Raw genomic sequence first — 14,156 nt, forward strand, 5'->3', positions numbered from 1 at the left:
AAGCCTTGTGCGCAGTGATGCGCAAGTATCTGACCGGCGTTTGGGCCTGCATCCAGCAGGGCGAGCGCTTTGATTCCAGCAAACTGTTCAGCAGCATTCACCAAGTGAAAGCTTGACCTCCAACAGAGTATCTACAAAAGCGGCGCACAACAGTTAACCGGGACATCAAGCCGGACTGAGCGCCAGCTCGCGGCCATGCACACGATTGACCAGCCAACCAAATACACCGGCGGTAAAGAACATGATGAAACCGTAGAGCGCAGCGGGAATCGCCATGGTCGGGTTGTTCAGCAGCGCCGGGCTCAGCGCCAAGGCAATCGCCAGGGTGCCGTTGTGGATGCCGATCTCCATGCCGATGGCGATTGACTGGCGCAGGCTGAGTTTCAGCAAGCGCGGTACCCAGTAACCGACCGCCAAGCTGACCAGGTTAAACACCAGCGCCGCCAAGCCGACTTGCGGGGCGTATTCGACCACTGTGTTCCAGTCCTTGGCGATGGCCAGCACTATGATCAGCAGCAAAAACAGACCGGAAAGAATCTTCACCGGTTTGTCCATGCGTGCGGCAAAGCCCGGCAACTGACGCTTGATCAACATGCCAATGGCCACCGGCCCCAGCACTATGGCAAACACCTGCACGACCTTGGCGAACTGCAGCGGGATGGCCTGATCGGCGGCCATAAAGTGATTGAGCGACAGGTTAACGATCAGCGGCATGGTCAGGATCGCGATCACCGAATTCACCGCCGTCAGGGTGATATTCAGCGCCACATCGCCATGGGCCAAGTGGCTGTACAGGTTGGCGCTGGTGCCCCCTGGCGAGGCCGCCAACAGCATCAAGCCGACCGCCAAGGCCGGCGCCAAACCAAAGCCGGTGGCGATAAAAAAGCAGATCACCGGCAGCAACAGCAGCTGGCAAACCAGCCCCACCAGCACCGGCTTGGGGAACTGCACCACCCGGGCAAAGTCGGCCAGACTCAGCGACAACCCCAGGCCGAGCATGATGATGCCCAGCGCTACCGGAAGAAAAATAATTAACAGGGGATCGGCGGTCATTGTGGTTATTTCCTTTATTTAGACTGCAGCGATTGTGCCGGGCTGCGAGCATCTCCACCAGTGACTCTGCCGGCCAAGCCGATATCTATTCGCCATAAAAAAGGCGCCATACAGAAAGTCTGTATAGCGCCTTAGTATGCGGATGTCGCCATTACATCGCGGTGACACCGCCATCAATCGCCAGCGCTTGGCCGGTGGTGAAGGCCGCGCCATCGCAGCACAGGTACATCACCGCCGCGGCAATTTCCTCGACCCGGCCGATGCGCCCAACCGGGTGCATGGAGGCAACGAATTCGCCCTTCTTCGGGTCGGCTTCATAGGCGCGGCGGAACATGTCGGTGTCTATCACGGCCGGGCAGATGGCGTTGACGCGAATCTTCTTCTTGGCAAACTCGATGGCCGCCGACTTGGTCAGGCCGATCACCGCGTGTTTGGAGGCGCTGTAGATGCTCATCTTCGGCGCGGCGCCTAAGCCTGCGATCGAGGCGGTATTGACGATAGCGCCGCCACCCTGGGCCAGCAGCAACGGCAACTGGTACTTCATGCACAGCCAGACACCCTTGACGTTGACGCCCATGATGGCGTCGAACTCGGCCTCAGTGCCTTCGTTGAGCTTGCCCTTTTCGATCTCGATGCCGGCATTGTTAAAGGCGTAATCCAGCCGCCCGTAAGCCGCCACTGTCGCGGCCATCAGCGCCTGCACATCGGCGTCTTTAGTGACATCGCAACGCACGAACGTGGCCTCACCACCGGCCTGACGGATCAACTCGGCCGTGCCCTCGCCGCCTGCGGCGTCAACATCCGCAACCACTACATTCAGCCCCTCGGCAGCAAAAGCCTGGGCGGTGGCGCGACCAATACCGGCAGCGGCGCCGGTGACCAGAGCAACCTGGCCGGAGAAACTCATGCTCATTTAACTGTCCTCTGCGGGAGTGATTAACCGCCAGCAGTCTAGCCAGTGCGCAAGCAGCGAGGCAGCACTATCAAACCCCCGGTTGGCAGCCTATGCAAAACGCTGATAAGCCAAGCGTAGCGAGCCGCAGCGGCGGCAACGCCCACCAGAACAGCCGCGCCAAGCATTGTCCGGCGGCAGATTTGCGCCTAAGGTGCTGGCCTCTCGCGCCCTCACGGATGATCGCCATGCCACGTCTGCTTTGCACCTTGGTGTTATTACTCTGCAGCCTTAACTGCCGGGCGGCCGACCCCGCGCAATTGGCCCTAGTGTTATATCCACAGGCGGCGCACTGGCTGCCGGTTGCCAAGCTACCGGCGCCCAGCCAGGCACGCTTCGACGAGATCAAATGGTTGCTGCGCAAGCATTATCTGGAGCAGCTGCCGGCAGACTCACCCGAGGAGTCGCCGGATTGCTCCTTCATCACCCGCGCGCTGTACGAGCAAAACTCCACTGAACACTTTTACCAAGCCGACCTGAATGCCGATGGCGCACCTGACCTGCTCTACAGCGGCACCGCGCAATGCCGTGAAGGCGCCCTGAGCCTGATTTGGTACGGCGCAGCAAATGGCTGGTTCTCCGGGCAAGTGAGCCGCAGTCCGAGTGAATTGCTATTTATTCAGCTGCAACCGAAAGCACAGTTTGTCGACTATCGGGCTGGTTGTTGCGGCGACCCCATAGAGAGCTACGCCATGGGTGAGCGCAAGCCCCCACAGGCTCGCGACCAGGTACCGGTGAGCCTGCAACTGCCGGACCTAACAACCCCCGTCAGCGGTCAATTAGCCGCCAAGGGCGGCGTCACCTTACGTACCTCGCCAGAGCGTCAAGACGCGTACAACCAAGGCTGGAGTGATAACTTCGGCACGGCCATGTTCGGCAATATCAGCCGCCGCTACCTGCCCGGCGCAAGCCTGCAGCAGTTGCAGCAGTATCAGGACGCCCAAGGCGTGCAATGGCTGCTGGTCCGCATGGACAAAAACAGCGACATATTGGCGGTGCATAACCCACTGAACGTGACCATCGGCTGGATCGAAGCCGGCTGCCTGCAGGGCCCATGTAGCGGACCGGACTTCAACGCGAGCGTGCAATGATCACGCTTAGCCAGCCGCTCAAGCTTTATCAGTTAAATAGATCTCGCGGTATTTCGCGACGCGGCAAAACTTGCCCGCAGGCCGATTCGGGGCTATCAAAGAAGGCTACCCATCAGCGTTACCAGCCATGAGTGCCTGCCATGAGTGTCCATCACAACCGTCAATTCTTACTCGCCCAACGCCCGCAAGGCCTACCCAGCCGGGAAACCTTCAGCTATGTCGAAACCGTTCTCGGCGAACCGGGGCCGGGGCAAATTCTGGTCAAAAATGAATACCTGTCGCTGGACCCGGCCATGCGCGGCTGGATGAACGACGCCAAGTCCTATATCCCGCCAGTCGGTTTGGGTGAAGTGATGCGCGCCCTCGGCGTCGGCAAGGTAATCGCCTCGCAAAATCCGGGCTTTGCCGTGGGTGACTACGTTAATGGCGCACTCGGCGTGCAGGATTACTTTCTCGGCGAACCCAAGGGCTTCTATAAGATCGATCCAAGCCGTGCGCCGTTGCCGCTGTACCTGTCGGCGCTCGGCATGACCGGCATGACCGCCTACTTCGCGCTGCTCGATGTCGGCCAGCCGAAAGCGGGCGAAACCGTGGTGATCTCCGGCGCGGCCGGTGCGGTCGGCAGCATTGCCGGGCAAATCGCCAAGCTCAAAGGCTGCCGGGTGATTGGCATTGCCGGCGGCGCCGAGAAGTGCAAATCGCTGATCGACGAACTGGGTTTTGACGGTGTGATCGACTACAAAAACGAAGACGTGGTCGCCGGCCTCAAGCGTGAATGCCCGAAAGGCGTGGATGTGTATTTCGACAACGTCGGTGGCGACATTCTCGATGCGGTGCTGACCCGCCTGGCCTTCAAGGCGCGGGTGATCATCTGCGGCGCCATCAGCCAGTACAACAACAAACAAGCGGTTAAAGGCCCGGCCAACTACCTAAACTTGCTGGTCAACAGCGCCCGCATGGAAGGCATGGTGGTGATGACCTACGCCCCGCGCTTTGCCGAGGCCGCCGCAGAGATGGGCGGCTGGCTGGCCAGCGGCAAGATCAAGAGTCGCGAAGACATAGTGGTCGGCCTGGAAACCTTCCCAGAAACCCTGCTGAAACTGTTCAGCGGCGAGAACTTCGGCAAGCTGGTGTTGAAGGTCGAATAAACCGGCGGGCGCCAACAATGGTGGGTTACGCCGCTACGCGGCTAACCCACCCTACGCTTGAACTTCTGCGTTTAACCCAACTCTGCCAGCACTGCCGCCAAGGCTTGCTGCGGGTTGGCGGCTTGGCTGATCGGCCGACCTATGACCAGGTAATCGGAGCCTGCCTGCAAGGCCTGCGCCGGGGTCAGAATCCGCCGCTGATCATCCTGGGCACTGCCGGCCGGACGAATCCCCGGCGTCACCAACTGCAACTGCGGATGCGCGGCTTTCAGGGCGCTGGCCTCCTGGGCCGAGCAGACCAAACCATCCAAACCGGCCTGCTGAGCCAAACCGGCCAGACGCAGCACCTGCGCCTGCGGCTCGATATCCAGACCAATACCGGCCAGGTCCTCACGCTCCATGCTGGTCAGCACGGTCACGCCGATCAGCAAGGGTTTGGGCCCGCTGAGTTGCTCCAGGGTTTCGCGACAGGCGGCCATCATCCGCAGGCCACCGCTGCAGTGCACATTGACCATCCATACGCCCAACTCGGCCGCCGCTTTTACCGCCATGGCGGTGGTGTTGGGAATGTCATGGAATTTCAAATCGAGAAACACTTCAAAACCCTGCGCCTGCAAGGCCTCGACTATCGACGGCCCGCAGCGGGTGAACAGTTCTTTGCCGACTTTGAGCCGGCACTGGCGTGGGTCGAGCTGAGCCGCCAACGCCAAGGCAGCGTCAGCGGTGGGGAAATCGAGGGCGACGATGATGGGACTCTGGCAGGACATGGCGGCTTCTCTGGCTAATCAAAACGCGCGCATTGTACCGCTTGAGCGGGGCTGCCGACCTATAGGCGGCGCAGTTTTAAAGCAAATTGCTCACGGCAAAAGCGGTCATAAAACCGGCCAGGGTGATTAACCCAGTGAAGGCATGGGTCTCGGCAAAGGCTTCGGGAATCAGCGTATCGACCAGCATGCACAGCACCGCACCGGCCGAGAAACCCAGCGCAAACGACAACCACAGCGGTGACAGATCGGCCATCAACAACGGCCCGAGCATGGCCGCCACCCCGGAGAGCAGCACAATCACCCCCCAAACGCTGAACACATAGGCGGCGCTGCGACCCTCGGCCTTAAGCCCGGCGGCGCTGGCCAAACCTTCCGGCAAGTTGGCCAGCAGGATCGCAATCATCATCACCAAGCTGACATTGCCGCCACCGAGCAAGCCCAGACCCAGGCCCAAGGATTCTGGAATACCATCCAGAAATGCCCCGGCGGCAATCAGCAAACCCACCACTGGCGCCTTGCCCGACGACTTGCTGCGATGCTTACGCTCCTGGTGCTCAAGCCATTCATTGGCCGCGACAAAAACCACCCCACCGGCCAGCAAACCGCCCAAGGTCGGCCAAATACCGCCGAGGCGCTGGGCTTCGGGGATCTGCTCAAAACACAGCGCGGCAATCAGCACGCCACTGCCATAGGCCATGACGGTGGCCACCACCTTGCGTGGCAGACTCCAGTAAAAACCAATCAAAGCCCCCACCAACAAGCTGCTGGCGGCCAGCCAAGCCCAAAGCCCGGCCTGTAAAACAATCGCCAACGACATGCAGGCTCCCCCTAAAAAGCAGCAAGGCTACCGGCTCAGACGCCGGGCTGCTTGCTTATTGCCGTGAAAAACCTGGTCTGCGATGGGTTAAGCTGAGTTTTTGCACCGACTGATTTTCACCAGCAAGGATTGGATACGCAGATGGGACGAGTAGTAGCTGCAGCGGTTTACGCCGAAGGTAAAAAGGTCGCCGACATTAACTTGGATGAAGGCGCCGCGTGGGCCGCCAAGCCCGAGCACTTTGTCTGGATTGGTCTGCAGCAGCCCAACAGCGAAGAGCTGGCCAGCCTGCAGCGGCAATTTAACCTGCATGACCTGGCCATCAGCGACGCTCTGGGGCAGCACAGCCGGCCGAAACTGGAAACCTTTGGCGATGCGCTGTTTATGGTGCTCTACGCGCCACTGCGGGTCGACGGCAAACTGGAGTTTATCGAAACCCACATTTTTGCCGGCACCGGCTACATCATCAGCGCCCGTTACGGCGACTCATCGCCCTACTCCCACGTGCGCCAAAGCTGTGAAGCCAAGCCGCTGCTGCTGGCCAACGGCGAAGACTTTGTGCTCTACGCGCTGCTCAACTTCGTGGTGGAAACCTATCGGCCGGTCACCGAGCTGATTCACAGTGAGATAGACAAACTGGAACAAAACGTCCTCGGCCAATCCCTTAACCAGGGCGACATCGAGCGTATCCACGGCCTGCGCCGCGACTTGCTGCGCCTGCACCGCCACGTCGCCCCGCTGGCAGAGGTCTGCCAAGAGCTGCAAAGCCTGTCGTTTCCCTTTATCGACAAACATATGCGGCCGTACTTTCGCGACGTGGCGATTCACGTCAACCGCCTGCTGGAAGACTTGACCGTACTGCGCGACATCGCCAGCCAAACCATCGAAATCGGCTTGCTGCTCGAGTCATCACGACAGAGCGTGGTGCAACGCAAATTCGCCGCCTGGGCGGCCATTCTGGCCTTCCCAACGGCGGTTGCCGGCATCTACGGGATGAACTTTCAGAATATGCCGGAGCTGACCTGGCACTACGGCTACTTCGGCGTACTGGGCGTTATCGGCGTGGGCTGCTGCACGTTATTCGCCAACTTCAAACGTCTGGGCTGGCTGTAGTTACCGACCAATTTGAGGGCAATGCGTAGGGTGGGTTAGCGGCGCGGACGGTGGTTGCTTGCATCACCGCGCAAGCCGGGCGCCGCGTAACCCACCATGCGGTTTGCCGGTCGAGCGCCATGGTGGGTTACGTGGCGCACACATTGAACAGTGGGTTTTCAAACCTTGTCCTGCGCCACTAACCCACAAAAGCTGTGTGCAACAGGTAACTGGGACAAAGCTTAACGCTTGCCCTGCTCGACAAAACGCATCATCCACTCGGCCACCATCTGGCCTTGCTGCTCATGCTGCAGGCTGGTGAGACCGCGCTTGTACACCTGCTGGCCGTACATATCCTGGCGGATTTCCAGCACCGAGCGCGAGTAATCGTGGTCAAACTCCGGGTGACCCTGGAAGCACAACACCTGATCGCCAATGCAATAAGCGCCAATCGGGCAGAACTCGCTGCTGGCCAGAATGGTGGCGTTATCCGGGGCCACGGTGACCTGATCTTGGTGGCTGATCAGCATGGCCAAACGCTCGGTGCTCGGCTGCATCCAGGCCGGCTGCTCACTGATTTCATAGTGGTGCACGCCAACGCCCCAGCCCTGAATGGCCCGTTCGGTTTTACCACCCAACAACAAGGCCAGTAACTGATGACCAAAACACACACCCATCAGCTTGTCGCCCAGTTGATAACGCTTCAGCAAAAACACCCGCAGGGTTGCAATCCAGGGATCGCTGCCGAAGGAGTCGGCCTTGCTGCCGGTGATCAGATAAGCGTCGTAGTGCTGTTGATCGTCCGGGTATTGGCCGGCAACTACATTGAACACCTCAAACTCGGCCGCGATCGGCTGACGGGCGAATAAACGCTGAAACATCCGACCATAACCCTGAAATTGGCCAACCAAATCGGGGTGAATATTATCGGTCTCAAGGATGCAAATACGCAGTGGCATGCAGGTTTCCTGAAGCAGTGAATGACAAGGTAAAGTGTTTGTTTTTTTTAACACAGATAGGCATTTATGAAAACCTCTCGGCGGGCAAAAGGCGCAATTAGCCTGACCTTTTATCGCCGTCCAAATGACCCAGGCACTACAACTTTACCCCCGCGATTCAACGCAGAATTTGCCCATTTGCCCACGGCCGCCTGCAACAAGGTCATAGCCCCGGCAGCGGCTTTTGTTCTAAATTCGCCACTGGCGCATTTTCAGGCAGCGTGAAAACTACTGCGCTCGGTTATGCAGCGTTAAAAACAGGCTCGGAAAGCGCCTTGGCGCTAACGCGCTGTAGCGCGGCCCGGAGGGCGAGTGCAACGAGTACTGCTCATTTACAACTCGTAAACTCCGCGTCCTCGCCTGTTTTTGCCTTGCCTAACCTTCGCTCGCTACGTTTTCACACTGCCTGTTTCCCCGAACAATAACCACAAGCGCGAGAGCCATGACCCAAGCCGATCTGATTTCCCCTGCCCGTTTTCTAGCCCGTCTGCCCGTCAACTTCAGCCGTGTGCCACGGATGTTGCGCGGCTTGTATTACGCTGGCATTCGTAACCGCGAAAAAACCCTGTCCCTGGCTTGGGCGCTGGAGCGCACCAGCCAATTGCATCCGGAGCGCCCGGCGGTGATGGATGAAACCCGCAACCTCAACTATCGCCAGTTCAATGCCTGGGCCAATCGCCTCGCTTGGGCCCTCAAGGCCGATGGCGTCAAGCACGGCTCTGTAGTGGCGGTGATGTTGGAAAACCGCCTGGAGCAACTGGCACTGCTGGCGGCGCTGGCCAAGCTCGGCGCGGTCGGCGCGCTGCTCAACACCACCCAGCGCGGCAAGGTGCTGACCCACAGCCTGAATCTGGCCAAGCCGGCCTTTTTTGCGATTGGCGAGGAGCTGGTCGAAGCCTTTACCGAGGTTCGCGGCGACGTACAGGGCGCCGAGCGGCCCTGCTACTGGCTGGCCGACCGCGACACCCTGCAAGACGCCGGTAGCGCGCCGAGTGGCTGGGTTAATCTGGCCCAACGCACGGTCGGCCAAAGCGAGGTCAATCTGCCGGACAGCCAGCAGGTCAGGCTCAAAGACCCCTGTTTCTACATCTACACCTCCGGCACCACCGGCATGCCCAAGGCCTCGATCACCAGCCACGGCAAGTGGATCAAGGCCTATGGCGGTTTCGGCCATGCCGGCCTGGCGCTGCAGAACACCGACGTGCTGTACCTGACCCTGCCGCTTTATCACAGCAACGCCGTGACCGTTAGCTGGGGCTCGGCACTGGCCGGCGGCGCGGCCCTGGCGGTGCGGCGCAAGTTCTCCGCCAGCGCCTTTTGGAAGGACGTGGCCTATTACAACGCCACCTGTTTTGGCTATATCGGCGAACTGTGCCGTTACCTGCTCAATCAACCGGTATGCCCCGAGGAAAAAAATAACAGCCTGACCTGCATGATCGGCAACGGCTTGCGCCCCTCGATCTGGAACGAGTTCAAAACCCGCTTCGAGGTGCAGCGTATTACCGAGTTTTACGCCTCCAGCGAGGGCAATATCGGCTTCACCAATGTGTTCAATTTTGACAACACCGTCGGCTACTCACCGGCGACTTTTGCCATAGTCGGCTACGACCTGGACAACGACCGGCCGGTGCGCAATGCCAAGGGCTTTTTAGAAAAAACCAGCCAAGGCCAACCCGGTTTATTGATCAGCGAAATCAGCAAGAAATGGCCCTTCGATGGCTACACGGATCCTGCCAAGAGCGAGGCGGCGATCCTGCGTAACGTGTTCAAGAAAGGCGACGCCTGGTACAACACCGGCGACCTAATGCGCAATATCGGCTGCAAGCACGCGCAGTTTGTCGACCGCCTGGGCGATACCTTCCGTTGGAAGGGCGAGAACGTCTCCACCACCGAAGTCGAAAGCCTGCTGGGCGCCTTCCCAGGCGTTGAGGATGCGGTGGTCTATGGCGTGGAAATCCCGGAAACCAACGGCCGCTGCGGCATGGCCGCGCTGCGCCTGAGCGCCGGCGCACAACTAGACCCGCAGGCCTTGGCGCAGTATCTGGATCAGGAGATGCCCGCCTATGCCGCGCCGCTGTTTATTCGCCTGCTGACCGAGGTGGAAACCACCGGCACCTTCAAATACAAGAAGACCGACCTCAAGCAGGTGGCCTACGACCCGGCGCAAACCCAGGACCCACTGCTGGTGCGCCTGCCCGGCAGCGATAGTTTTGAACCGGTGTGCAGCCTTACCTACGGAAAGATCCAAACCGCCAGCTATCGCTTTTGATCGCAGCAACCCGGGCGCCGCAATGGCGCCCGCGGGTTAACGCCGATGACTCAGGTGTTGAAGACAAAACCGTGGAGGGGCGTACAGACTCAGGAGCGCAGCGAACAGTCCGCCATGTGGCGCGCCGACGAGTAGATGCTGTACTGCCTGCGACGAGTACGGTGTGTATATCCGCGCAGACAGCAGCCGTTCCTTACGGCTTGGCGCATTTCCCACACCCATGTGGCTCACAACGCGGGCTATATATCGAGCAATAATCCGGGATAACTAACCCAGCTGATCAACCATCACCGCATTGGTATAAACCAAACTGCCGTCGCTGGCCCGATGGCCGACCAAATGAAATTGGCCGCGCGGCTCGGTTGAGACTGAGCTCAAAAACACCCGGTACTGGCAATCGGTTAAAGGGCCACATTCCTGCGGAGTGATCAAATCCAGAGTGCTCATATCGGCAGCGACCATGACCTCCGGCGTCTCAGCCGTCTGCAACTGCACTTCAGCCTGCTCTAGACGCAAATGATCGGCTTCACTGACGTGAAAATTGATAAAACCCATGGGGGTGGATTGTTCGTCGGCGCCGGTTTTGCACCAGCCTTCAATGTTTAAGGTATTCATGCTGAAACCTCCTGAAGTGGACGCCCGGGCGGTCTCACACCCATCACGCCTAATCTTGGACAACGCATACCGCCCCTTGATCCCTTGACCGCGGATTAGCCCGAGTCGCCCACCGTGCGGGCCTCGGAGCGGCTGCAGCAACAGCAATCGCCCTCCTGGATTTGAATGTGCGGGTATTTTCCGCCGATCTAGCGCTGTATTTGCTGGTCGCTAGCATCAAAATAATTGCAGATATTTATCTGCAAAATATTCACAAAACTCTACCAGATGTTGTTAATGCTCTATATTTACAGATATTTATCCGCTATAAAGTCATCAAAGAGCAAGCCCTGACCACCGCCAGCACTGTATAAATGCAGCTCATCTGCTAATTTCAGATGCAGCGGCGAAGCCAAGGGCGCTTCATCACAGAGCACAACGAGGATCGATATGAGCAGCCATTTTCAGCGCAATGCCGTCCCTGAGCCCAGCTTGCAACAACAGCCAGCGGTGACAGCATGATCGAGGTAACCGAGGTTTCCATTGCCGAACTGCGCGCTGCGCTGCAGGCCGGTCGCACCACAGCGGTTGAACTGGTGCAGGCCTATCTCGCCCGCATCGCTGCCTATAACGGCGCCGACACCGCCACCGCCCTCAACGCGCTCGTGGTGAGCAATCCCGAGGCGCTCAACGAGGCGCAGGCGTCCGACGCCCGTCGCGCGCGCGGCGAAACCCTCGGCCCACTGGATGGCATCCCCTACACGGCCAAAGACAGTTACCTGGTTAAGGGCCTGACTGCGGCCTCCGGCAGCCCGGCATTCAAAGATTTGCTGGCTTATCGCGATGCCTTCACCATCGAACGGCTGCGCGGCGCGGGGGCCATCTGCCTGGGCAAGACCAATATGCCGCCGATGGCCAACGGCGGCATGCAGCGCGGCGTCTATGGCCGTGCGGAGAGCCCGTACAACGCGGCCTATCTCACTGCGCCCTTCGCCTCGGGCTCATCCAACGGTGCGGGCACGGCAACCGCGGCCAGTTTTGCAGCCTTCGGCCTGGCGGAAGAAACCTGGTCGAGCGGACGCGGGCCGGCCTCGAACAACGGCCTCTGCGCCTACACGCCGTCGCGCGGGGTGATCTCGGTGCGCGGCAACTGGCCGTTAACGCCGACCATGGATGTGGTGGTGCCTTATGCCCGCACCATGGCGGATCTGCTCGAAGTACTCGACGTGGTGGTGGCGGAAGATCCCGACACTCGCGGCGATTTGTGGCGGCTACAACCCTGGGTGCCGATGCCAAGCGTTGCCTCGTTGCGGCCCGCCTCCTACCTGGAACTCGCGGCAAAGCCTGCGGCACTGGCGGGCAAGCGCTTCGGCGTGCCGCGCATGTACATCAACGCCGACCCCGAAGCGGGCACCAGCGAAGCGCCTGGCATCGGCGGCCCGACCGGGCAGCGCATTCACACCCGCCCCTCGGTGATCGGTCTCTGGCAACAGGCCCGGCAGGCGCTTGAAGCGGCCGATGCCGACGTTATCGAGGTGGATTTCCCGCTGGTGTCGAATTGCGAGGGTGATCGTCCCGGCGCGCCGACGGTGTTTACCCGCGGTTTGGTTAGCAAAGAATTCCTCCACCATGAACTGTGGGACCTGAGCGCCTGGGCCTTCGATGATTTCCTGCAGGCCAACGGCGATCCTAAGTTGAACCGTCTGGTCGATGTCGATGGGCCGCTGATTTTTCCCCACGACCCGGGGACCATAGCCAACCGAGAGGGCGACCTCGTCGCGGGCATGGATGAGTATGTGCGGATGGCCGAACGCGGCATTACCCCATGGGACCAGATCAGCACGCTGGCTGACGGACTGCGCGGGCTTGAGCAGACGCGCAAAATCGATCTCGAGGACTGGATGGACCGGCTCAGACTGGACGCGGTGATCTTCCCGACGGTAGCCGACGTAGGGCCGGCCAATGCCGATGTGGATTCGGCGGCGGCGGATATCGCCTGGAGTAACGGTATCTGGGTCGCCAACGGTAATTTGGCCATCCGCCATTTGGGGGTCCCAACGGTTACCGTGCCGATGGGCGTTATGGCGGACATCGGCATGCCCGTTGGCCTGACGTTTGCCGGCCGCGCCTACGACGACTCGGCTCTGCTGCGTTTGGCGGCGGCGTTTGAAGCGACCGGGACGAAGCGCTTGATCCCGCCACGCACCCCAGCATTGCCGCGCGACTAAAATAAACACGGCGGGATTGGCGCGCTACCCGCGTCAATCCCAATCTAGCATTCCAACAAACCCGCCAAGCCTACCTGCGCGTCACGTCCCAGTGACGACCTGGCGTTTAAATAGCCGAGCAATTCCGGTAGGCTTTACGCCTTATTTAAAAGGAGTCACCCCCATGGCCAAAGCCACTGCCCGTCACATCCTGGTTGCCAGCGAAGCTAAGTGCAACGAACTGAAAGCCGCTATCGAAGGCGGTGCTGATTTCGCCCAAGTGGCTAAAGACAACTCCACCTGCCCATCCAGCCGTGACGGCGGCAGCCTCGGCTCGTTCGGCCCAGGCCAGATGGTTAAAGAATTCGACACGGTGGTGTTCAGCGCGCCGATCAACGTGGTGCAAGGCCCAGTGAAAACCCAATTCGGTTTTCACCTGCTGGAAGTTACCAGCCGCCAAGACTGATGTGCCCGCGCCACGCACTGCGTGAGCACTTGCCAATCAGCTGACGCAGGTTAAATCCGGCGCACAAAAAAGCCGCAGCGGGGTCTTCCCTCCTGCGGCTTTTTTTGGGCGCGGTGTTATGCGCTACGCACTTGCTCGTCAGCGAGGAAATCTTCCTCTAACAGGGCGTCCTGTACCTCAACGGACGCAACCTCCCCCTCAAGCAGCGGGGCCTGCGCACGTTTGTTACGCAGCTTGCCGAACTGATGACTCAAGGCGTGATTGAGTTTTTCAATCGCCCCTTCTACTGCAAACTCCAATAACTCGGCTTTGTGGGTAACCGAAATCGGCTGCTGCCCTTTAGGCCGCGCCTCGATTTGGCAACGCTTGTCGTGGCTGCCAGCTTTGATACCGTTCTCGTCACTAAGGTGCACGATCACCCGGGTCAGATCCTCTTCGAAGCGATCAAGCTTACTGGTAACTGTTTCACTGACCCACTCTGTAAGCCGGGCACTGCCTTCGATGTGGTTATCGCTATGAACTTGGATTTGCATAAGCTTTCCTTCTTCTGTTCGCGAATAGCGTCGCGTATTTGGTGCGACAACTTCAGCCTACGCCATCCTTGCGCACGCTGGCTAATGTCTTAAGCCTTTTGTTGCAATCCGAAACACTCTTCACTGATATGGGTCAACCGACGCAAGCGGCCGCCGAGCCGGCTTGCCT

Annotated in this window: 14 protein-coding genes; 7 read left to right on the forward strand and 7 right to left on the reverse strand. The window is 59.6% G+C overall.

Features of this window, described 5'->3' with window-relative positions; all coding sequences use genetic code 11:
• Window positions 1-165 precede the first annotated feature (165 nt).
• Both Q8R10_RS20320 and Q8R10_RS20325 read right to left on the reverse strand, forming a co-directional pair.
• A complete protein-coding gene (locus Q8R10_RS20320; protein WP_305655905.1) occupies window positions 166-1,053 on the reverse strand; it encodes a bile acid:sodium symporter family protein in 888 nt (295 codons plus the stop codon).
• Between the two features lie 151 nt (window positions 1,054-1,204).
• Window positions 1,205-1,966 carry an SDR family oxidoreductase gene (locus tag Q8R10_RS20325; RefSeq protein ID WP_305655907.1) on the reverse strand — a complete coding sequence of 254 codons (762 nt, stop codon included), beginning with the start codon at window positions 1,964-1,966 and terminating at the stop codon, window positions 1,205-1,207.
• Between the two features lie 227 nt (window positions 1,967-2,193).
• Between Q8R10_RS20325 and Q8R10_RS20330 the strand changes: the two genes are divergently transcribed.
• Complete coding sequence (locus tag Q8R10_RS20330; RefSeq protein WP_305655908.1) at window positions 2,194-3,096, forward strand: hypothetical protein; 903 nt, start codon at window positions 2,194-2,196, stop codon at window positions 3,094-3,096.
• A gap of 140 nt (window positions 3,097-3,236) precedes the next feature.
• Window positions 3,237-4,244 carry an NADP-dependent oxidoreductase gene (locus Q8R10_RS20335; protein WP_305655910.1) on the forward strand — a complete coding sequence of 336 codons (1,008 nt, stop codon included), beginning with the start codon at window positions 3,237-3,239 and terminating at the stop codon, window positions 4,242-4,244.
• 71 nt (window positions 4,245-4,315) lie between these two features.
• Here the strand turns inward: Q8R10_RS20335 and pyrF are convergent, their stop codons facing one another.
• On the reverse strand, window positions 4,316-5,011 hold the full coding sequence (pyrF, locus tag Q8R10_RS20340; RefSeq protein ID WP_305655911.1) for an orotidine-5'-phosphate decarboxylase: 696 nt from the start codon (window positions 5,009-5,011) through the stop codon (window positions 4,316-4,318).
• A gap of 76 nt (window positions 5,012-5,087) precedes the next feature.
• On the reverse strand, window positions 5,088-5,828 hold the full coding sequence (locus tag Q8R10_RS20345) for a ZIP family metal transporter (protein ID WP_305655912.1): 741 nt from the start codon (window positions 5,826-5,828) through the stop codon (window positions 5,088-5,090).
• A 141-nt stretch (window positions 5,829-5,969) separates the two neighbouring features.
• On the opposite strand from Q8R10_RS20345, the gene Q8R10_RS20350 reads away from it, so the two are divergent.
• Window positions 5,970-6,941, forward strand: a complete 972-nt coding sequence (locus Q8R10_RS20350) for a magnesium and cobalt transport protein CorA (RefSeq protein ID WP_305655914.1) — start codon at window positions 5,970-5,972, stop codon at window positions 6,939-6,941.
• Between the two features lie 221 nt (window positions 6,942-7,162).
• Here Q8R10_RS20350 and Q8R10_RS20355 read toward each other — a convergent pair whose 3' ends face one another.
• Entirely contained in the window at window positions 7,163-7,879 is a 717-nt protein-coding gene (locus Q8R10_RS20355) for an amidotransferase (RefSeq protein WP_305655916.1), read from the reverse strand.
• Window positions 7,880-8,360: 481 nt separating this feature from the next.
• On the opposite strand from Q8R10_RS20355, the gene Q8R10_RS20360 reads away from it, so the two are divergent.
• A complete protein-coding gene (locus tag Q8R10_RS20360; RefSeq protein WP_305655917.1) occupies window positions 8,361-10,187 on the forward strand; it encodes a long-chain-acyl-CoA synthetase in 1,827 nt (608 codons plus the stop codon).
• A gap of 267 nt (window positions 10,188-10,454) precedes the next feature.
• On the opposite strand, the gene Q8R10_RS20365 is transcribed toward Q8R10_RS20360, so the two are convergent.
• Entirely contained in the window at window positions 10,455-10,802 is a 348-nt protein-coding gene (locus Q8R10_RS20365; RefSeq protein ID WP_305655918.1) for a hypothetical protein, read from the reverse strand.
• Between the two features lie 167 nt (window positions 10,803-10,969).
• On the opposite strand from Q8R10_RS20365, the gene Q8R10_RS20370 reads away from it, so the two are divergent.
• The 3 genes from Q8R10_RS20370 to Q8R10_RS20380 all read left to right on the forward strand — a co-directional run bounded on the left by Q8R10_RS20370 (window position 10,970) and on the right by Q8R10_RS20380 (window position 13,454).
• A complete protein-coding gene (locus Q8R10_RS20370) occupies window positions 10,970-11,155 on the forward strand; it encodes a hypothetical protein (protein WP_305655919.1) in 186 nt (61 codons plus the stop codon).
• Between the two features lie 144 nt (window positions 11,156-11,299).
• Window positions 11,300-13,009: an amidase gene (locus tag Q8R10_RS20375; RefSeq protein WP_305655920.1), complete on the forward strand. Its 1,710-nt coding sequence runs from the start codon at window positions 11,300-11,302 to the stop codon at window positions 13,007-13,009.
• Window positions 13,010-13,172: 163 nt separating this feature from the next.
• Window positions 13,173-13,454 (forward strand): peptidylprolyl isomerase, encoded by a 282-nt coding sequence (locus Q8R10_RS20380; protein WP_305655921.1) that lies wholly within the window; start codon window positions 13,173-13,175, stop codon window positions 13,452-13,454.
• A 116-nt stretch (window positions 13,455-13,570) separates the two neighbouring features.
• Here the strand turns inward: Q8R10_RS20380 and Q8R10_RS20385 are convergent, their stop codons facing one another.
• Window positions 13,571-13,987, reverse strand: coding sequence for an HPF/RaiA family ribosome-associated protein (locus Q8R10_RS20385; RefSeq protein ID WP_305655922.1), 417 nt, complete (start codon window positions 13,985-13,987; stop codon window positions 13,571-13,573).
• Window positions 13,988-14,156: the final 169 nt, after the last annotated feature.

The organism is Pseudomonas sp. (assembly GCF_030698175.1).
In the GTDB taxonomy this organism is placed as follows: Bacteria; Pseudomonadota; Gammaproteobacteria; order Pseudomonadales; family Pseudomonadaceae; genus Aquipseudomonas.

What these genes read in the sequence shown, in the direction of transcription:
- Q8R10_RS20320 (WP_305655905.1), bottom strand. Translation starts at nt 1,053, where the DNA reads ATGACCGCCGATCCCCTGTTAATTATTTTTCTTCCGGTAGCGCTGGGC.
- Q8R10_RS20325 (WP_305655907.1), bottom strand. Translation starts at nt 1,966, where the DNA reads ATGAGCATGAGTTTCTCCGGCCAGGTTGCTCTGGTCACCGGCGCCGCT.
- Q8R10_RS20330 (WP_305655908.1), top strand. Translation starts at nt 2,194, where the DNA reads ATGCCACGTCTGCTTTGCACCTTGGTGTTATTACTCTGCAGCCTTAAC.
- Q8R10_RS20335 (WP_305655910.1), top strand. Translation starts at nt 3,237, where the DNA reads ATGAGTGTCCATCACAACCGTCAATTCTTACTCGCCCAACGCCCGCAA.
- pyrF (WP_305655911.1), bottom strand. Translation starts at nt 5,011, where the DNA reads ATGTCCTGCCAGAGTCCCATCATCGTCGCCCTCGATTTCCCCACCGCT.
- Q8R10_RS20345 (WP_305655912.1), bottom strand. Translation starts at nt 5,828, where the DNA reads ATGTCGTTGGCGATTGTTTTACAGGCCGGGCTTTGGGCTTGGCTGGCC.
- Q8R10_RS20350 (WP_305655914.1), top strand. Translation starts at nt 5,970, where the DNA reads ATGGGACGAGTAGTAGCTGCAGCGGTTTACGCCGAAGGTAAAAAGGTC.
- Q8R10_RS20355 (WP_305655916.1), bottom strand. Translation starts at nt 7,879, where the DNA reads ATGCCACTGCGTATTTGCATCCTTGAGACCGATAATATTCACCCCGAT.
- Q8R10_RS20360 (WP_305655917.1), top strand. Translation starts at nt 8,361, where the DNA reads ATGACCCAAGCCGATCTGATTTCCCCTGCCCGTTTTCTAGCCCGTCTG.
- Q8R10_RS20365 (WP_305655918.1), bottom strand. Translation starts at nt 10,802, where the DNA reads ATGAATACCTTAAACATTGAAGGCTGGTGCAAAACCGGCGCCGACGAA.
- Q8R10_RS20375 (WP_305655920.1), top strand. Translation starts at nt 11,300, where the DNA reads ATGATCGAGGTAACCGAGGTTTCCATTGCCGAACTGCGCGCTGCGCTG.
- Q8R10_RS20380 (WP_305655921.1), top strand. Translation starts at nt 13,173, where the DNA reads ATGGCCAAAGCCACTGCCCGTCACATCCTGGTTGCCAGCGAAGCTAAG.
- Q8R10_RS20385 (WP_305655922.1), bottom strand. Translation starts at nt 13,987, where the DNA reads ATGCAAATCCAAGTTCATAGCGATAACCACATCGAAGGCAGTGCCCGG.